Below are 17,705 nucleotides of genomic sequence, written 5' to 3' on the forward strand. Positions count from 1 at the left end.
CGGAGCCGGGGCGGACCGGGGGGCGGACCCGGCTAGGCGGATGCCGCCGGGTACAGGGCCCTGGGCAGTTGTGAGGCCGCCGCCGCGTCCAGGAGCCAGAGGGTTCTGGCGCGGCCGCGGGCGCCCGCCGCCGGGGCCTGGATCTCGCCCGCGCCGGACAGGGCGATCGCCACCGCCTCCGCCTTGTCCCCGCCCGCCGCGAGCAGCCACACCTCGCGTGCCGACCGGATCGCCGGGAGGGTGAGAGTGACCCGGGTCGGCGGGGGCTTCGGCGCGCCGTGCACCCCGACCACCGTGCGCTCGGTCTCGCGGACCGCGGGCAGCTCCGGGAACAGCGACGCGACATGCGTGTCCGGACCGACGCCCAGCATCAGGACGTCGAAGACCGGCACCGCGCCGTGGCCCTCCGGACCGGCCGCGCGGGCCAGTTCCTCCGCGTAGCCCTCGGCCGCCGCCTCCGGGTCGCCGCCGTACGGGCCGTCGGACGCGGGCATGGCGTGCACGCGCTCCGGGTCCAGCGGTACGGCGTCCAGCAGCGCCTCGCGGGCCTGGGTGACGTTGCGGTCCGGGTGCCCCTCGGGCAGGAACCGCTCGTCGCCCCACCACAGGTCCAGGCGCCCCCAGTCGACGGCGTCCCGGGCCGGCGCGGCGGCCAGCGCGGCCAGCAGGCCGTTGCCGTTGCGGCCGCCGGTGAGGACGACCGACGCATGGCCCTGGGAGGTCTGCGCGTCGACGATCCGGGTGATGAGGCGCGCCGCGGCGGCCTGCGCCATCAGCTCCTTGTCGCGGTGCACGACGAGCTGCGGGGTGCTCACCGTCCCGCCTCCGTCCCGTTCACCGGCGCCTCGGCCGCCGTCCGCGGCGCGGCAGCAGCTTCCGCAGCGGCCTCGGGACCGCTGGGGAGGGCGGCATAGCCGCCTGCTCCTTTGGCGTCGACGGAGTCCGCCGGGTCCGCGGTCTCCGTCCCGCCCGGGCCGTCCGCCCAGGCCGCGGCCCACGCCTCCGTGTCCGGTGCGGACCCGGAGGCGTCGGTTGCCGTCTCCTGCGCCGGGATGCGCCCGCCCGCCGGGTGGAGCCGGTCCACCCCGAACCGCAGCGCCGAGGCGTAGGTGTCGTCCGGGTCGAGGCGCCGCAGTTCCTCCGCGATCAGCTCGGCCGTGTCGCGGCGCTTGAGCGCCACCGCGCGGTCGGGCTGGCCCTGGATGGACAGCGTCGCCAGGGCGCCGTCGGGCCGGTCGAGGACGATGGCGCCGCAGGTGGTGTCCAGCCGCACCGCCGTCAGGCCGGGACCGGCCGACAGGGAGCGCCGTACCGGCACCTCCAGCCGGTCGCCGAGCCACATCGCCAGCAGCTCGCAGCTCGGGTTGAACTCCTCGCCCTCCACCTCGACGCCCTCGACCTCGCAGACCACCTGGTCCAGGGCGGCCGCCAGCATCGAGCGCCAGGGCGTGATCCGGGTCCACGACAGGTCGGTGTCGCCGGGCGTGTAGGTGTCGGCGCGGGCGCCCAGCTCCCGCACCGGCTGCTCGGCGGCGTAGGTGTCGGTGACCCGGCGCTGGGCGAGCGCGCCCAGCGGGTCCTTGGCCGGGTCGAGCGGGGCGTTCACCGGCCACCACACGACGACCGGGGCGTCCGGCAGCAGCAGCGGCAGCACCACGGAGTCGGCGTGGTCGGCGACCTCGCCGTGCAGCCGCAGCACCACCGTCTCGCCGGTGCCCGCGTCCGCGCCCACCCGTACCTCGGCGTCGATACGGGACTGGGTGCGGTCGCGGGGCGAGCGGGAGACGCGCTTGATGACGACGAGGGTGCGCGAGGGGTGCTCGCGCGAGGCGTCGCTCGCCGCCTTCAGGGCGTCGTAGGCGTTCTCCTCGTCCGTGACGATGACCAGCGTGAGCACCATGCCGACGGCCGGCGTGCCGATGGCGCGGCGGCCCTGCACCAGGGCCTTGTTGATCTTGCTGGCCGTGGTGTCCGTGAGGTCGATCTTCATGGCCGCCGCCAGCTCCGTCCGTCTCGTTCGAGCATCTCGTCCGCCTCGACGGGGCCCCAGGTACCGGACCGGTACTGCGCGGGCGAGCCGTTCGTGTCCCAGTAGCGCTCGATCGGGTCGAGGATCTTCCAGGACAGCTCCACCTCCTCCGTGCGCGGGAAGAGGTTGGAGTCACCGAGCAGCACGTCCAGGATGAGCCGCTCGTACGCCTCCGGGCTGGACTCCGTGAAGGACTCGCCGTAGGCGAAGTCCATGGACACGTCCCGGATCTCCATCGAGGTGCCCGGCACCTTCGAGCCGAAGCGGACGGTCACGCCCTCGTCGGGCTGGACGCGGATGACGACCGCGTTCGACCCGAGTTCCTCGGTGGCCGTCGTGTCGAAGGGGGAGTGCGGCGCCCGCTGGAAGACCACCGCGATCTCGGTGACCCGCCGGCCGAGCCGCTTGCCGGTGCGCAGATAGAAGGGGACGCCCGCCCAGCGGCGGTTGTCGATGCCGACCTTGATGGCCGCGTAGGTGTCGGTCTTCGACTTGGGGTCGATGCCCTCTTCCTCGAGGTAGCCGACCGCCTTCGCGCCGCCCTGCCAGCCGGCCGCGTACTGCCCGCGCACGGTGTCCCGGCCCAGGTCCCTGGGCAGCCGTACGGCACCCAGTACCTTGGTCTTCTCCGCGGCCAGGGCGTCCGCGTCGAAGGAGGCGGGCTCCTCCATCGCGGTCAGGGCCAGCAGTTGCAGCAGATGGTTCTGGATGACGTCACGGGCCGAGCCGATGCCGTCGTAGTAGCCGGCCCGGCCGCCGATGCCGATGTCCTCGGCCATGGTGATCTGCACATGGTCCACGAAGGACCGGTTCCAGATCGGCTCGAACATCTGGTTGGCGAAGCGCAGCGCCAGGATGTTCTGGACGGTCTCCTTGCCCAGGTAGTGGTCGATGCGGAACACCTGGTCGGGCGAGAAGACGTCGTGCACGACCGCGTTCAGCTCCTCGGCCGACTCCAGGTCGTGGCCGAACGGCTTCTCGATGACGGCACGCCGCCAGGAGCCGTTCGCCTGGTCGGCCAGCCCGTGCTTCTTCAGCTGCTGGATGACCACCGGGAAGGACCGCGGCGGCACGGACAGGTAGAAGGCGAAGTTGCCGCTGGTGCCCTGCGCCTTGTCCAGCTCGTCGATGGTGGAGCGCAGCCGCTCGAACGCGTCGTCGTCGTCGAAGGTGCCCTGGACGAAGCGCATGCCCTGGTTGAGCTGCTGCCAGACCTCCTCGCGGAACGGTGTGCGGGCGTGCTCCTTGACGGCGTCGTGGACCTCCTGGGCGAAGTCCTCGTGCGCCCATTCGCGGCGCGCGAAGCCCACCAGGGAGAAGCCCGGTGGCAGGAGACCCCGGTTGGCGAGGTCGTACACGGCGGGCATCAGCTTCTTGCGGGACAGATCGCCGGTGACGCCGAAGATGACCAGGCCCGACGGCCCCGCGATGCGCGGGAGCCGTCGGTCCGCGGGATCACGGAGCGGATTCGCCCCGTTACCGGACGTGGAGGTCAAGGCCTCAGACCTCCGAGGGGGCGAGGCGCTCCAGCTCCGCCTCCGTCGACTTGAGCAGGTCGTTCCAGGACGCCTCGAACTTCTCGACGCCCTCGTCCTCGAGCACCTGCACGACGTCGTCGTACGAGATCCCGAGCGCGGCCAGCGCGTCGAGGTCGGCGCGGGCCTGCTCGTAGGTCCCGGTGACGGCGTCGCCGGTGATCTGCCCGTGGTCCTCGGTGGCCTGCAGGGTGGCCTCCGGCATGGTGTTGACGGTGTTCGGCGCGACGAGGTCGTCGACGTACAGGGTGTCCTTGTACGCCGGGTCCTTGACACCGGTCGAGGCCCACAGCGGGCGCTGCTTGACGGCGCCGGCCTTCTCCAGGGCCAGCCAGCGCCCGGAGGCGAAGACCTCCTCGTACGCCTGGTAGGCGAGACGGGCGTTGGCGACGGCGGCCCTGCCGCGCAGCGCCTGTGCCTGAGGGGTGCCCAGCGCCTCGAGGCGCTTGTCGATCTCGGTGTCCACGCGGGACACGAAGAAGGACGCCACGGAGTGGATCTTCGACAGGTCCAGACCGCGTGCCTGGGCCTTCTCCAGACCGGCCAGGTAGGCGTCCATGACCTTGCGGTAGCGCTCCAGCGAGAAGATCAGCGTGACGTTGACGCTGATGCCGAGGCCGATGACCTCGGTGATCGCCGGGAGGCCGGCCTCGGTGGCCGGGATCTTGATGAGCGTGTTGGGGCGGTCCACCAGCCAGGCCAGCTGCTTGGCCTCGGCGACCGTCGCGCGCGTGTTGTGCGCCAGACGCGGGTCGACCTCGATGGAGACCCGGCCGTCCTGGCCGCCGGTCGCGTCGAAGACCGGGCGCAGGATGTCGGCGGCGTCGCGGACGTCCGCCGTGGTGATCATGCGTACGGCCTCTTCGACGGTGACCTTGCGGGCGGCGAGGTCGGCGAGCTGCGGCTCGTAGCCCTCGCCGGACGAGATCGCCTTCTGGAAGATCGTCGGGTTGGTGGTGACGCCCACGACGTGCTGCTGGTCGATCAGTTCGGCGAGGTTGCCGGACGTGATCCGCTGGCGCGACAGGTCGTCCAGCCAGATCGCGACGCCTTCCTCGGAGAGGCGCTTGAGTGCGTCCGTCATGGAATTACATCTCCTACGTGTCGTGTGTGAGCGTCAGCGCTGGACTGCGGCGATCGATTCCCGTGCCGCGGCGGCCACGTTCTCGGCGGTGAAGCCGAACTCGCGGAAGAGGACGTTGCCGTCGGCGGACGCACCGAAGTGCTCCAGGGAGACGACGCGGCCGGCGTCGCCGGTGTACTTGTGCCAGGTGAGTCCGATGCCGGCCTCCACCGCCACCCGCGCCTTGACGGACGGCGGCAGGACGCTGTCCCGGTACCCCTGGTCCTGCTCCTCGAACCACTCCACGGACGGCATCGACACCACCCGGGTGGGGATGCCGTCGGCCTGCAGCAGCTCGCGTGCCGCGACGGCGACGTGCACCTCGGAACCGGTCGCGATCAGCACGGCCTCGGGGGTGCCGCCGTCGGCCTCGAACAGCACGTAACCGCCGCGCGCCGTGTCGTCGTTCGGCTCGTACGTCGGCACGCCCTGGCGGGTCAGCGCGAGACCGTGCGGGGCGCCCTTGCCGAACTCCTTGGTGTACCGGCGCAGGATCTCGCGCCAGGCGATCGCCGTCTCGTTGGCGTCCGCCGGGCGCACCACGTTCAGGCCGGGGATCGCGCGCAGCGAGGCGATGTGCTCGACGGGCTGGTGGGTGGGGCCGTCCTCGCCCAGGCCGATGGAGTCGTGCGTCCACACGTACGTCACCGGCAGGTGCATCAGCGCGGACAGCCGGACCGCGTTGCGCATGTAGTCGGAGAAGACGAGGAACGTACCGCCGTAGACGCGGGTGTTGCCGTGCAGCGCGATGCCGTTCATCTCCGCGGCCATGGCGTGCTCACGGATGCCGAAGTGGATCGTGCGGCCGTAGGGACTGGCCTCCGGCAGCGGGTTGCCGACGGGCAGGAACGACGACGTCTTGTCGATCGTGGTGTTGTTCGAGCCGGCCAGGTCCGCGGAGCCGCCCCACAGCTCGGGGATCACCGCGCCGAGCGCCTGGAGCACCTTGCCGGACGCGGCACGGGTGGCGACGGCCTTGCCGGTCTCGAAGACCGGGACCTTCTCCTCCCAGCCGGCCGGCAGCTCGCCCGCGGCGTAGCGGTCGAACCCGGCGGCCCGCTCGGGGTTGCCCTCGCGCCACAGCTGGAACGACTTCTCCCACGCGGCCTTGGCCTCACGGCCGCGCTCCAGGGCCTGGCGGGTGTGCTTGACGACCTCGTCGGAGACCTCGAAGGTCCGCTCCGGGTCGAAGCCCAGTACCCGCTTGGTGGCCGCGACCTCGTCGTCGCCCAGCGCCGAGCCGTGTGCGGCCTCGGTGTTCTGCGCGTTCGGGGCGGGCCAGGCGATGATGGAGCGCATCGCGATGAACGACGGCCGGTCGGTGACCTGCTTGGCCGCCTGGATCGCGTCGTAGAGGGCGTGCGGGTCGAGGTCGCCGTCCGGCTTCGGGGCGACGCGCTGCACGTGCCAGCCGTACGCCTCGTACCGCTTGACGGTGTCCTCGGAGACGGCGGTCTCGGTGTCGCCCTCGATCGAGATGTGGTTGTCGTCCCACAGCAGGATCAGGTTGCCCAGCTTCTGGTGACCGGCCAGCGAGGACGCCTCGGCGGAGATGCCCTCCTGGAGGCAGCCGTCACCCGCGACGGCGAAGATGTGGTGGTCGAACGGGGACTCGCCCTGCGGCGCGTCCGGGTCGAACAGGCCGCGCTCGTAGCGGGCGGCCATGGCCATGCCGACCGCGTTGGCGACACCCTGGCCGAGCGGGCCGGTGGTCGTCTCCACGCCCGCCGTGTGGCCGTACTCCGGGTGACCCGGGGTCTTCGAGCCCCAGGTGCGGAACGCCTTGAGGTCGTCCAGCTCCAGACCGAACCCGGCCAGGTACAGCTGGGTGTAGAGGGTCAGGGACGAGTGACCGGCGGACAGGACGAAGCGGTCGCGGGCGACCCACTCCGGGTCCGCGGGGTCGTGCCGCATCACCTTCTGGAAGAGGGTGTAGGCGGCGGGCGCCAGACTCATCGCCGTACCCGGATGGCCGTTGCCGACCTTCTGTACGGCGTCGGCGGCGAGGACGCGGGCGGTGTCGACGGCCCGCTGGTCCAGATCGGTCCACTCGAGGTCTGTGGTGGTCGGCTTGGTGCTCACCCTGGGTCAGGGCTCCTCTCCACATGTTTCGTCGCCGGTGCTGCGGGCGGGCGCCCCCGGCAGCCGGAGCGCTGGGCGCACGCCGGCCGTGTCGAGCCTACCCCCGTACGACATGCGTTTTCTCCGGGCGAGTCCAGACTGCCGGGACTGCCGGACATCCCTCTCATCGGCCCGGTTGGGTGTGTTCGGAAGGCCGAACGACGTGTCCGGAAAATGAATACGGAGCCCGTGATCGAAGTGCTCAACGGTCCCGGGATCGTGTCGCGGACGTCCCTGGATCACCCCGCCGAACGTCCCGCGAAACGTCCCGGGACCTCTGTCCGCGGTCCCGGGCCAACACGACCCGACCCCCGCGAAGGCCGGGGTATGGGCAACGTCTACAGTGGCGTGGTACGCGCGGGCCTCTTCACCGGTTGACCGGGACTTCACAGCGAGAGGCTCGCTGGGAGTCTCTGTCAGGGGTGTGCGTGACGGCCGTCGAATCCCGTCCAGCGGGGATGCTCGCGAGCGAGATCCCGACCCATCGGCCGTTGGGGGCCCGTGTCAAGGCGTTCGTGGCGCTGACCAAGCCGCGGATCATCGAGCTGCTGCTGATCACCACCGTGCCGGTGATGTTCCTCGCGCAGCGCGGGGTGCCGGATCTGAGGCTGGTCCTGGTGACCTGCCTCGGCGGCTATCTCTCCGCGGGCGGCGCGAACGCGCTCAACATGTACATCGACCGCGACATCGACGCCCTGATGGACCGAACCTCACAGCGTCCGCTGGTCACCGGGATGGTCAGCCCGCGCGAGTGTCTCGCCTTCGGCCTCGGCCTCGGCGTCGTCTCGACGCTGCTGTTCGGCCTGACGGTCAACTGGCTGTCCGCCTGGCTGGCGCTCGGGGCGCTCCTCTTCTATGTCGTCGTCTACACGATGATCCTCAAACGCCGCACCTCGCAGAACATCGTGTGGGGCGGTATCGCCGGCTGCATGCCCGTGCTGATCGGCTGGTCGTCCGTCACGGACTCCCTGTCGTGGGCGCCGGTCGTCCTCTTCCTCGTCATGTTCTTCTGGACGCCGCCGCACTACTGGCCGCTGTCCATGAAGGTCAAGGACGACTACGCGCGCGTGGGTGTGCCGATGCTGCCCGTCGTCGCCTCCAACAAGGTGGTCGCCCGGCAGATCGTGATCTACAGCTGGGTGATGGTGGCGGTCTCGCTGCTGCTGACGCCCCTCGGCTACACCGGCTGGTTCTACAGCGCGGTCGCCGTGACGGCGGGCGGCTGGTGGCTGTGGGAGGCGCACGCGTTGCAGAACCGGGCCAGGTCCGAGGTGACGGGCGGCCGGCTGAAGGAGATGCGGCTGTTCCACTGGTCGATCACCTATGTGTCGCTGCTGTTCGTGGCGGTGGCGGTGGATCCGTTCCTGCGGTGACGCCCGGTCGGCGGGCCGTTGACGTGCGGTGACGTGGGGACGCGGCGGGCCCGCTGCTGACGCACGTCACATGAGTCCGGCCTCGCGTGCTCGACTACCCGTGAGTAGCATCCTGCCCATGGCAGACACGGCGAATGACAGGGCCGACGACTCGGCACAGGACGTGGCGGACAGCGCCTCCGCGCGCAGGGCGGTCGCCTGGACGGACCGCAGGGTCGCCCGGCTCACCAAGTGGATCGGCACCTTCTCCGCGGCGCACGGCGGGGCCGAGGGCCAGGTCGCGTACGTGGGGCGGCGCGGCGCCCGGATCGTCCTCGTCGGCGCGGACGGCGCCTGGGGAGACCTGGTGGCGCCCAGCCGGGAGATCGCCCTCACGGCGGTCGGGAAGGCGGGGATCACCCTGCACGACAGCTTCGACGGGGAGCTCGCCGCGAAGGTGCGGACGGGGCCGTACGAGTGGAAGCGGATGGCGGGGATCCAGCTCGGGGGCTCGGCCTGAGCCTGCCGGCGCGGGGCGGGGCGGAAGTGGTGGGGCGGTCGGGGCGGATCGGGTTTCGCCCCCGCCGCCCCTTCCCGTTCCCGTCCCCGGGGGCTGCCGCCCCCGGACCCCTGCCGGACCCGGACGGGCCCCGTCCTCGCCCTCGTCCTCGTTCTCAGACGCCGGACAGGCTGGAGGGGCTGGAGGCGGTGGGGTCCGGGAGGTCCTGGACGGCCTCCGGGCGTTCGCGCAGGGACAGGAGGACGCGCAGGACCCCGATCCACATCACGCAGGAGCCGAACATGTGCAGGGCGACCAGGGCCTCGGGGAGCTTGGTGAAGTACTGGACGTAGCCGATGACACCCTGGGCCAGCAGGATCACGAAGAGTTCGCGGGTGCGGTCCATGGGGGGTTTCGGCGCGTCGACCGCCTTGAGGACGAACCACAGGGCGAAGGTCAGGGTCACCACGATCCAGGCCAGTACCGCGTGCAGCTTGGACACCGTCTCCCAGTCGACCGGGATGCGTTCCACCTCGCTGGAGTCACCCGCGTGCGGGCCCGCGCCGGTCACCACCGTGCCGACCACGATCAGCAGCGACGCCGCGGTCACCAGGAACCACACCAGTTGCCGTACCGCCGGGCCCACCAGCGTGCGCGGTGCCGCGTCGCTCTCCCGGGTGCGCTGCCACGTCACCGTGGCGACCGTGATCAGCGCCGTGGAGAGCAGGAAGTGCGCCGCCACCGTGTACGGGTTCAGGCCGACCAGCACCACGACGCCGCCGAGCACCGCGTTGCCCATCACCACCCAGAACTGCGCCCACCCCAGCCGGGTCAGGCTGCGCCGCCACGGCTTCTGCGACCGGGCGGCGACGATCGCCCAGCCGACCGCCGCGCACAGCACGTACGTCAGCATGCGGTTGCCGAACTCGATGGCGCCGTGATAGCCCCGCGCGCCGGTGGTGGTCAGCGAGTCGTCCGTGCACTTGGGCCAGGTCGTGCAGCCCAGGCCGGACCCCGTCAGCCGGACCGCCCCGCCGGTGACCACGATGATCACCGCCATGGCGAGCGCGGCGAACGCCGCCCGCCGCACGGTACGGGGGTCCGGCGTCCAGCGCGCGGCGATGAACGAGAGCGGGTTGCGCACGGCGGCGTCGGCGTCGGGGCGGGTCAGCTTGGGCACGCGCACCATCGTAGGACCCCGCTTGTGCACGCTTTCACGAGGGGTCCGCGCCCTGGTGGTCCCGCGTCACTCCCAGCGGAAGAAGCGGCCCGCCGCGGCCAGGCCGAGCACGGCCCACACCGCCAGGACGCCCAGATCGGCCCACGGCGTGCCCGCGCCGTGTTGCAGCACGGCGCGCAGGCCGTCCGACAGGGCCGTCACCGGGAGCAGGCCGAGGACGTCCTGGGCGCCCTGCGGGAACTTGTCCAGCGGGACGATCACGCCGCCGCCCACGAGCAGCAGCAGGAAGACCAGGTTGGCCGCGGCGAGGGTCGCCTCCGCCTTGAGGGTGCCCGCCATCAGCAGGCCCAGGCCCGAGAACGCCGCCGTGCCCAGGACCATCAGCAGGACGGCCGCCACCGGGCCGCCGTGCGGGGACCAGCCCAGGGCCAGGGCGATCGCCGTCAGCAGGATCACCTGGAGCAGCTCGGTGACCAGCACCGACGCCGACTTCGCCGTCATCAGGCCCCAGCGCGGCAGCGGGGAGGCCGCCAGGCGCTTCAGGACGCCGTAGCGGCGCTCGAAGCCCGTCGCGATGGCCTGACCGGTGAACGCCGTCGACAGCACCGCCAGCGCGAGGACGCCCGGCGCGAGGAAGTCGACCGGCCTGCCCGCGCCGGTGTCGACGATGTCCACGGAGCTGAACAGGACCAGGAGCAGCGTCGGGATCACGACCGTCAGCAGCAGCTGCTCGCCGTTGCGCAGCAGCATTTTCGTCTCGAGCACCGTCTGTGCCGCGATCATGCGGGGCAACGGGGCCGCACCGGGTTCGGGCCGGTAGGTACCCGGGCCGCCCGGGGTGCCCGCAGTGGTCGTCATGAGCGCAGCTCCTTGCCGGTGAGCTCAAGGAAGACGTCTTCCAGGGTGTGGCGTTCGACCGAGATCCGCTCCGGCATCACCCCGTGCTGCGCGCACCAGGAGGTGACCGTCGCGAGCAGCTGCGGATCGACCTTGCCGACGATCCGGTAGGCGCCCGGGGTCAGCTCGTCCGCCGTGCAGTCGGCGGGCAGGGCCTTGAGCAGGGAGCCCACGTCGAGGCCGGGGCGGCCGGTGAAGCGCAGGGTGTTCTCGGCGCCGCCGCGGCACAGCTCCTCGGGCGAGCCGTGGGCGATGACCCGGCCGGCGTCGATGATCGCGACATCGTCGGCGAGTTGTTCGGCCTCGTCCATGTAGTGCGTGGTGAGGATCACCGACACGCCGTCGGCGCGCAGATCGCGCACCAGGTCCCAGGTGGCGCGGCGGGCCTGCGGGTCGAGGCCGGCGGTCGGCTCGTCGAGGAACACCAGTTCGGGGCGGCCCACCACGGCCATCGCCAGCGCGAGCCGCTGCTGCTGGCCGCCGGACAGCCGCCGGTAGGGGGTGCGGCCGCAGCCGCCGAGCCCGAGCCGTTCGGTCAGCGCGTCCACGTCCAGCGGATGCGCGTGCAGCTTCGCCGTGTGGCGGAGCATCTCCTCGGCGCGGGAGGACGGGTACACACCACCCGACTGGAGCATCACCCCGATCCTGGGCCGCAGCCCGCGGGCGTCGCGCACCGGGTCGAGGCCCAGGACGCGCACCGTGCCGGAGTCCGGTCTCCGGTAGCCCTCGCAGGTCTCGACCGTCGTGGTCTTGCCCGCGCCGTTGGGACCGAGGACGGCGGTCACACCCGCCCGGGCCACCAGGTCGAGGCCGTCCACCGCGGTCTTCGTGCCGTACCGCTTCACCAGGGCCTGGACCTGGAGCACCGGCTCACTTCGCATGGCCCAGAGTCTAGGGACGCGCCGGGCACGGAGGTCCGCCGGGTGGGTGAACTCCATGAGGAAGGGCCGGTACGCGGGCCGTGAGCACGTCGCGCGCACGGCGCGACGGCCGCGTACCGGTGATCGATCAAAGATCGTCGGCGCAGGTCAGCGCACGGTTTACTTAGGCATACCTAAGTGACGCAGGGCACGATTCAGGCTTCAGGGGGCGGCTTGCCCGCTTCTCGGGAATTACGCAACAATGGCGTTGTGAAAAACGTCGGTGAGGCTCCGGAGACCCCCGTGGGGATCCCGCAGGAGGAACTCGCGACCGGTGAGCGCTCCACGCGCAACCGGGTCGCGCGGTCCATCCTGGACCACGGCCCCTCGACCGTCGCCGAGCTCGCCGGGCGCCTCGGCCTGACCCAGGCCGCCGTCCGCCGGCATCTCGACGCACTGGTCGCCGACGATGTGGTGGAAGCCCGTGAGCAGCGGGTCTACGGGGCGCGCGCCCGCGGCCGCCCCGCGAAGGTGTTCGCCCTGACCGACGGCGGCCGGGACGCCTTCGACCAGTCGTACGACGTGCTCGCCGCGGACGCCCTGCGCTTCATCGCCGAGCGGTTCGGCGGGGACGAGGCCGTGGTGGCCTTCGCCCGGGCGAGGATCGCCGAGCAGGCCGCCGTCTACCGCCGCGCGCTGGACGGGGTCGGCCCCGAACGGCGCGCCGAGGCCCTCGCCAGGGTCCTGAGCGCGGACGGCTACGCGGCCACGGCACGCAGCGCCCCGCTCCCGCAGCAGGGCGAACAGCTCTGCCAGCACCACTGCCCGGTGGCCCACGTCGCGGAGAAGTTCCCGCAGCTGTGCGATGCCGAGACGGAGTTCTTCTCCCAGTTGCTCGGCACCCACGTCCAGCGGCTGGCCACCATCGCGCACGGCGACGGCGTCTGCACGACGTTCATCCCGGACGTCGCGAAGATCGCGCAGGCCCATCAGCCGGTGCAGACCCGTCCCACCACCCAGACCACCCACGCATCTGCCAGCACGGCCGGGAGGAACCCCGCATGACTCTCCCCACGGAGACTGCCCACCCCGAACTCGAGGGCCTGGGCACGTACGAATACGGCTGGGCCGACTCCGACGAGGCCGGTGCCGCGGCGAAGCGCGGCCTGAGCGAGGACGTCGTCCGCGACATCTCGGGGAAGAAGTCCGAGCCCGAGTGGATGACCAGGCTGCGCCTCAAGGGTCTGAAGCTCTTCGAGAAGAAGCCCCTGCCGAACTGGGGCTCGGACCTGTCGGGCATCGACTTCGACAACATCAAGTACTTCGTGCGCTCCACGGAGAAGCAGGCCGAGTCCTGGGAGGAACTGCCCGAGGACATCAAGAACACCTACGACCGGCTCGGCATCCCGGAGGCGGAGAAGCAGCGCCTGGTCGCCGGTGTCGCCGCGCAGTACGAGTCGGAGGTCGTCTACCACCAGATCCGCGAGGACCTGGAGCAGCAGGGCGTCATCTTCCTCGACACCGACACGGCGCTGAAGGAGCACCCGGAGCTCTTCAAGGAGTACTTCGGCACCGTCATCCCCGCCGGTGACAACAAGTTCGCGTCGCTGAACACCGCCGTGTGGTCGGGCGGCTCGTTCGTGTACGTCCCGCCGGGCGTCCACGTGGAGATCCCGCTCCAGGCGTACTTCCGTATCAACACGGAGAACATGGGCCAGTTCGAGCGGACCCTGATCATCGTCGACGAGGGCGCCTACGTGCACTACGTCGAGGGTTGTACGGCACCGATCTACAAGTCGGACTCGCTGCACTCCGCGGTGGTCGAGATCATCGTCAAGAAGAACGCCCGCTGCCGCTACACGACCATCCAGAACTGGTCGAACAACGTCTACAACCTGGTCACCAAGCGCGCCGTCGCCTACGAGGGCGCCACCATGGAGTGGGTCGACGGCAACATCGGCTCCAAGGTCACGATGAAGTATCCCGCCGTCTATCTGATGGGCGAGCACGCCAAGGGCGAGACCCTCTCCATCGCCTTCGCGGGGGAGGGGCAGCACCAGGACGCCGGCTCCAAGATGGTCCACATGGCGCCGAACACCTCGTCCAACATCGTCTCCAAGTCGGTGGCCCGGGGCGGTGGCCGCACCTCCTACCGCGGCCTGGTCGAGATCGGCGAGGGCGCCCACGGCTCCAAGTCGAACGTGCTGTGCGACGCGCTGCTGGTCGACACCATCTCCCGCTCCGACACCTACCCCTACGTCGACGTCCGCGAGGACGACGTGTCCATGGGCCACGAGGCGACCGTCTCCAAGGTCTCCGAGGACCAGCTCTTCTACCTGATGAGCCGCGGTCTGTCCGAGTTCGAGGCGATGGCGATGATCGTGCGCGGCTTCGTCGAGCCCATCGCCAAGGAACTGCCCATGGAGTACGCGCTGGAACTCAACCGGCTGATCGAGCTCCAGATGGAAGGCGCGGTCGGCTGACGCCCCGCAGCCCCCATCGAGCCACCTACGCAGAAAGCGAGCATGACGACAGCCATGGCTGAGGCCCCCAACACACCGGTTCCGGTCGGGTCCACCACCGCCGGTTCCCTCGCGGTCGCCGCGGAGTCGACCGTCGCCACCCGGATGAGCGCGCCGCCCTCCTTCGACGTGGCGGACTTCCCGGTCCCCACCGGCCGCGAGGAGGAATGGCGGTTCACCCCGCTGGAGCGCCTGCGCGGGCTGCACGACGGCACCGCCGTCGCCGGCGGCTCGATCAAGGCCGACTTCTCGGCGCCCGACGGCGTCACCGTGGAGACGGTCGGCCGGGACGACGCCCGGCTCGGCAGGGCGGGCGCACCGGTGGACCGGGTCGCGGCCCAGGCCTACTCGTCCTTCGAGGAGGCGACCGTCGTCACCGTGCCCAAGGAGACCGTGCTCACCGAGCCGGTCCGCCTCGTGCTGCACGGCGAGGGCGGCGTGAGCTACGGGCACACCGTGTTCGAGGTGGGGGCCTTCGCGGAGGCCACCGTCGTCATCGACCACACCGGCGACACCGTCCGCTCGGCGAACGTGGAGTACATCGTCGGCGACGGCGCCAGGCTCACGGTGGTCACCGTGATCGACTGGGACGACACCGCTGTGCACGCCGCCCAGCAGAGCGCCCTGCTGGGGCGGGACGCCGGGTTCCGGCACTTCGTCGTCACCTTCGGCGGCGACCTGGTCCGCATCCACCCGCGCATCACCTACGGCGGACCCGGGGGAGAGGCCGAACTGCTCGGCCTGTACTTCACCGACGCCGGCCAGCACCACGAGCACCGGCTCCTCGTCACCCACAACGCCCCGCACTGCAAGTCGAACGTCGTCTACAAGGGCGCGTTGCAGGGCGACGAGGCGCACGCCGTGTGGATCGGCGACGTCCTCATCGAGGCCGCGGCCGAGGGCACCGACACCTATGAGATGAACCGCAACCTCGTCCTCACCGACGGCGCCCGGGTCGACTCCGTGCCCAACCTGGAGATCGAGACCGGTGAGATCGTCGGCGCCGGGCACGCCTCCGCGACCGGCCGCTTCGACGACGAGCAGCTCTTCTACCTGATGGCCCGCGGCATCCCGGAGCAGGAGGCCCGCCGCCTGGTGGTCCGCGGCTTCTTCGCGGAACTCGTCCAGCAGATCGGCGTCGAGGACATCGAACAGCGCCTCATCGCCAAGATCGAGGGGGAGCTGGAGGCATCGGTCGCATGACCGCCGTCGACCACGCCCCGTTCGTCCGGGCCTGCGCCCTGAGCGAACTCGAGGAGGGCACCCCCCGCCGGGTCGAACTCGACGGCACGCCCGTCTCGCTCGTCAGGACCGAAGGAGAGGTGTTCGCCATCCACGACATCTGCTCCCACGCCAACGTCTCGCTCTCCGAGGGCGAGGTGGACGACTGCCAGATCGAGTGCTGGCTGCACGGCTCCAGCTTCGACCTCCGTACCGGCAAACCGTCCGGCCTGCCCGCGACACGCCCCGTCCCCGTATACCCCGTCAAGATCGAAGGGGACGACGTGCTCGTCTCCCTCTCCCAGGAGTCCTGAGGCATCCATGGCCACGCTTGAAATCCGAGACCTGCACGTCACCGTCGAGGCGGACAACGCCACGAAGGAGATCCTCAAGGGCGTCGACCTCACCGTGAAGCAGGGCGAGACGCACGCCATCATGGGTCCCAACGGCTCCGGCAAGTCGACCCTCGCCTACTCCCTCGCCGGTCACCCCAAGTACACGGTCACCAGCGGCAGCGTCCTGCTCGACGGCGAGGACGTCCTGGCGATGTCCGTCGACGAGCGCGCCCGCGCCGGCCTGTTCCTCGCGATGCAGTACCCCGTCGAGATCCCCGGCGTCTCCGTGTCCAACTTCCTGCGCGCCTCCGCCACCGCGATCCGCGGCGAGGCCCCCAAGCTGCGCACCTGGGTGAAGGAGGTCAAGGGAGCCATGGAGCGGCTCAGCATGGACCCCGCCTTCGCCGAGCGCAACGTCAACGAGGGCTTCTCCGGCGGTGAGAAGAAGCGCCACGAGATCCTCCAGCTGGAGCTGCTCAGGCCGAAGGTCGCGATCCTCGACGAGACGGACTCCGGCCTCGACGTCGACGCCCTGCGCATCGTCTCCGAGGGCGTCAACCGCGTCCGGGAGACCGGCGAGGTCGGCACCCTGCTGATCACGCACTACACGCGCATCCTGCGCTACATCAAGCCCGACTACGTCCATGTCTTCTCCGGCGGCCGCATCGTCGAGTCCGGCGGCGCCGAACTCGCCGACAAGCTGGAGGACGAGGGCTACGAGGCGTACACGAAGGGCGGCCCCGTGAGCGGAGCGAACGCGAAGGAGACCGTGGCGTGACACAGCTGCCGGGCCTCCTCGACACCGAGGCGATCCGCAAGGACTTCCCCGTCCTGGACCGGCTGGTCCACGACGGCAGGAAGCTCGTGTACCTGGACAACGCGGCGACGTCGCAGAAGCCGCGCCAGGTGCTGGACGCCCTCAACGAGTACTACGAGCGCCACAACGCCAACGTCCATCGCGGTGTGCATGTGCTCGCCGAGGAGGCCACGGCGCTGTACGAGGGCGCGCGGGACAAGGTCGCCGCGTTCGTCAACGCGCCCAGCCGCGACGAGGTGATCTTCACCAAGAACGCCTCCGAGTCCCTCAACCTGGTGGCGAACATGCTCGGCTGGGCCGACGAGCCCTACCGGGTGGACGCCGACACCGAGATCGTCATCACGGAGATGGAGCACCACTCCAACATCGTGCCGTGGCAGCTGCTCGCGCAGCGCACCGGTGCGAAGCTGAAGTGGTTCGGCCTGACCGACGACGGCCGTCTCGACCTGTCGAACATCGACGAGGTCATCACGGAGAAGACGAAGATCGTGTCCTTCGTGCTGGTCTCCAACATCCTCGGCACGGTCAACCCGGTCGAGGCGATAGTGCGCCGCGCCCAGCAGGTCGGCGCCCTCGTCTGTGTCGACGCCTCCCAGGCGGCGCCGCACATGCCGGTGGACGTGCAGGCCCTCCAGGCCGACTTCGTGGCCTTCACCGGCCACAAGATGTGCGGCCCGACCGGCATCGGCGTCCTGTGGGGCCGCCAGGAGCTGCTCGAGGACCTGCCGCCGTTCCTCGGCGGCGGCGAGATGATCGAGACCGTCTCGATGCACTCGTCGACGTACGCCCCCGCCCCGCACAAGTTCGAGGCGGGCACCCCGCCGATCGCCCAGGCCGTCGGCCTCGGCGCGGCGATCGACTACCTGAACGCCATCGGCATGGACCGGGTCCTCGCCCATGAGCACGCCCTCACCGAGTACGCCGTGCGCCGCCTGTCCGAGGTCCCCGACCTGAGGATCATCGGACCGTCCACCGCGGAGGACCGCGGCGCGGCGATCTCGTTCACCCTCGGTGACATCCACCCCCACGACGTGGGCCAGGTCCTCGACGAGCAGGGCATCGCGGTCCGGGTCGGCCACCACTGTGCCCGCCCCGTCTGCCTGCGGTACGGAATTCCCGCGACCACCCGGGCGTCGTTCTATCTGTACTCCACGCCCGCCGAGATCGACGCACTGGTCGACGGGCTGGAGCACGTACGGAACTTCTTCGGCTGA

At 70.9% G+C, this 17,705-nt stretch carries 16 protein-coding genes; 8 read left to right on the forward strand and 8 right to left on the reverse strand.

Annotation, left to right across the window (positions count from 1 at the left end; translation table 11 throughout):
* Positions 1-32: 32 nt before the first annotated feature.
* Genes pgl through tkt form a run of 5 tightly spaced genes read right to left on the reverse strand, consistent with a single transcriptional unit; the run spans position 33 to position 6,769 of the window.
* A complete protein-coding gene (gene pgl, locus ABZ862_RS09965; RefSeq protein WP_360955218.1) occupies positions 33-815 on the reverse strand; it encodes a 6-phosphogluconolactonase in 783 nt (260 codons plus the stop codon).
* Entirely contained in the window at positions 812-1,990 is a 1,179-nt protein-coding gene (opcA, locus tag ABZ862_RS09970) for a glucose-6-phosphate dehydrogenase assembly protein OpcA (RefSeq protein WP_360955221.1), read from the reverse strand. The genes pgl and opcA overlap by 4 nt, the downstream gene beginning before the upstream one ends.
* Positions 1,987-3,525: a glucose-6-phosphate dehydrogenase gene (gene zwf / locus ABZ862_RS09975; protein WP_360955224.1), complete on the reverse strand. Its 1,539-nt coding sequence runs from the start codon at positions 3,523-3,525 to the stop codon at positions 1,987-1,989. The genes opcA and zwf overlap by 4 nt, the downstream gene beginning before the upstream one ends.
* Before the next feature lie 4 nt (positions 3,526-3,529).
* Positions 3,530-4,648, reverse strand: coding sequence for a transaldolase (gene tal, locus ABZ862_RS09980; protein WP_360955227.1), 1,119 nt, complete (start codon positions 4,646-4,648; stop codon positions 3,530-3,532).
* 33 nt (positions 4,649-4,681) lie between these two features.
* Positions 4,682-6,769, reverse strand: coding sequence for a transketolase (tkt, locus tag ABZ862_RS09985; RefSeq protein ID WP_360955230.1), 2,088 nt, complete (start codon positions 6,767-6,769; stop codon positions 4,682-4,684).
* A 497-nt stretch (positions 6,770-7,266) separates the two neighbouring features.
* Between tkt and ABZ862_RS09990 the strand changes: the two genes are divergently transcribed.
* Both ABZ862_RS09990 and ABZ862_RS09995 read left to right on the forward strand, forming a co-directional pair.
* Complete coding sequence (locus ABZ862_RS09990) at positions 7,267-8,181, forward strand: heme o synthase (RefSeq protein ID WP_360955511.1); 915 nt, start codon at positions 7,267-7,269, stop codon at positions 8,179-8,181.
* A 118-nt stretch (positions 8,182-8,299) separates the two neighbouring features.
* Complete coding sequence (locus ABZ862_RS09995; protein WP_360955233.1) at positions 8,300-8,680, forward strand: hypothetical protein; 381 nt, start codon at positions 8,300-8,302, stop codon at positions 8,678-8,680.
* Between the two features lie 154 nt (positions 8,681-8,834).
* Here ABZ862_RS09995 and ABZ862_RS10000 read toward each other — a convergent pair whose 3' ends face one another.
* The 3 genes from ABZ862_RS10000 to ABZ862_RS10010 are packed head-to-tail and all read right to left on the reverse strand — an operon-like array spanning position 8,835 to position 11,617.
* Complete coding sequence (locus ABZ862_RS10000; RefSeq protein ID WP_360955236.1) at positions 8,835-9,848, reverse strand: COX15/CtaA family protein; 1,014 nt, start codon at positions 9,846-9,848, stop codon at positions 8,835-8,837.
* A 57-nt stretch (positions 9,849-9,905) separates the two neighbouring features.
* Positions 9,906-10,697 (reverse strand): ABC transporter permease, encoded by a 792-nt coding sequence (locus ABZ862_RS10005; protein WP_360955239.1) that lies wholly within the window; start codon positions 10,695-10,697, stop codon positions 9,906-9,908.
* The gene (locus ABZ862_RS10010; RefSeq protein WP_360955242.1) at positions 10,694-11,617 is read right to left on the reverse strand and encodes an ABC transporter ATP-binding protein; all 924 of its coding nucleotides are present in this window, start codon (positions 11,615-11,617) and stop codon (positions 10,694-10,696) included. The genes ABZ862_RS10005 and ABZ862_RS10010 overlap by 4 nt, the downstream gene beginning before the upstream one ends.
* A gap of 249 nt (positions 11,618-11,866) precedes the next feature.
* Between ABZ862_RS10010 and ABZ862_RS10015 the strand changes: the two genes are divergently transcribed.
* Genes ABZ862_RS10015 through ABZ862_RS10040 form a run of 6 tightly spaced genes read left to right on the forward strand, consistent with a single transcriptional unit; the run spans position 11,867 to position 17,705 of the window.
* On the forward strand, positions 11,867-12,661 hold the full coding sequence (locus ABZ862_RS10015; protein WP_360955245.1) for a metalloregulator ArsR/SmtB family transcription factor: 795 nt from the start codon (positions 11,867-11,869) through the stop codon (positions 12,659-12,661).
* Positions 12,658-14,079: a Fe-S cluster assembly protein SufB gene (sufB, locus tag ABZ862_RS10020; RefSeq protein ID WP_360955248.1), complete on the forward strand. Its 1,422-nt coding sequence runs from the start codon at positions 12,658-12,660 to the stop codon at positions 14,077-14,079. Before ABZ862_RS10015 ends, sufB begins: the two co-directional genes overlap by 4 nt.
* Before the next feature lie 54 nt (positions 14,080-14,133).
* Positions 14,134-15,321 (forward strand): Fe-S cluster assembly protein SufD, encoded by a 1,188-nt coding sequence (gene sufD / locus ABZ862_RS10025; RefSeq protein WP_360955251.1) that lies wholly within the window; start codon positions 14,134-14,136, stop codon positions 15,319-15,321.
* Positions 15,318-15,653 carry a non-heme iron oxygenase ferredoxin subunit gene (locus ABZ862_RS10030; protein WP_360955254.1) on the forward strand — a complete coding sequence of 112 codons (336 nt, stop codon included), beginning with the start codon at positions 15,318-15,320 and terminating at the stop codon, positions 15,651-15,653. Before sufD ends, ABZ862_RS10030 begins: the two co-directional genes overlap by 4 nt.
* A gap of 7 nt (positions 15,654-15,660) precedes the next feature.
* On the forward strand, positions 15,661-16,452 hold the full coding sequence (gene sufC / locus ABZ862_RS10035; RefSeq protein WP_360955257.1) for a Fe-S cluster assembly ATPase SufC: 792 nt from the start codon (positions 15,661-15,663) through the stop codon (positions 16,450-16,452).
* A complete protein-coding gene (locus ABZ862_RS10040; protein ID WP_360955260.1) occupies positions 16,449-17,705 on the forward strand; it encodes a cysteine desulfurase in 1,257 nt (418 codons plus the stop codon). The genes sufC and ABZ862_RS10040 overlap by 4 nt, the downstream gene beginning before the upstream one ends.

The organism is Streptomyces sp. NPDC047000, assembly GCF_040644295.1.
Lineage (GTDB): Bacteria > Actinomycetota > Actinomycetes > Streptomycetales > Streptomycetaceae > Streptomyces.

Bases quoted from the DNA above. Each gene is read 5' to 3' on its own strand.
- sufB (WP_360955248.1), top strand. From the start codon at position 12,658: ATGACTCTCCCCACGGAGACTGCCCACCCCGAACTCGAGGGCCTGGGC.
- ABZ862_RS10030 (WP_360955254.1), top strand. From the start codon at position 15,318: ATGACCGCCGTCGACCACGCCCCGTTCGTCCGGGCCTGCGCCCTGAGC.
- sufC (WP_360955257.1), top strand. From the start codon at position 15,661: ATGGCCACGCTTGAAATCCGAGACCTGCACGTCACCGTCGAGGCGGAC.
- opcA (WP_360955221.1), bottom strand. From the start codon at position 1,990: ATGAAGATCGACCTCACGGACACCACGGCCAGCAAGATCAACAAGGCC.
- ABZ862_RS10005 (WP_360955239.1), bottom strand. From the start codon at position 10,697: ATGACGACCACTGCGGGCACCCCGGGCGGCCCGGGTACCTACCGGCCC.
- ABZ862_RS10000 (WP_360955236.1), bottom strand. From the start codon at position 9,848: ATGGTGCGCGTGCCCAAGCTGACCCGCCCCGACGCCGACGCCGCCGTG.
- ABZ862_RS09990 (WP_360955511.1), top strand. From the start codon at position 7,267: ATGCTCGCGAGCGAGATCCCGACCCATCGGCCGTTGGGGGCCCGTGTC.
- ABZ862_RS09995 (WP_360955233.1), top strand. From the start codon at position 8,300: ATGGCAGACACGGCGAATGACAGGGCCGACGACTCGGCACAGGACGTG.
- ABZ862_RS10010 (WP_360955242.1), bottom strand. From the start codon at position 11,617: ATGCGAAGTGAGCCGGTGCTCCAGGTCCAGGCCCTGGTGAAGCGGTAC.
- tal (WP_360955227.1), bottom strand. From the start codon at position 4,648: ATGACGGACGCACTCAAGCGCCTCTCCGAGGAAGGCGTCGCGATCTGG.
- sufD (WP_360955251.1), top strand. From the start codon at position 14,134: ATGGCTGAGGCCCCCAACACACCGGTTCCGGTCGGGTCCACCACCGCC.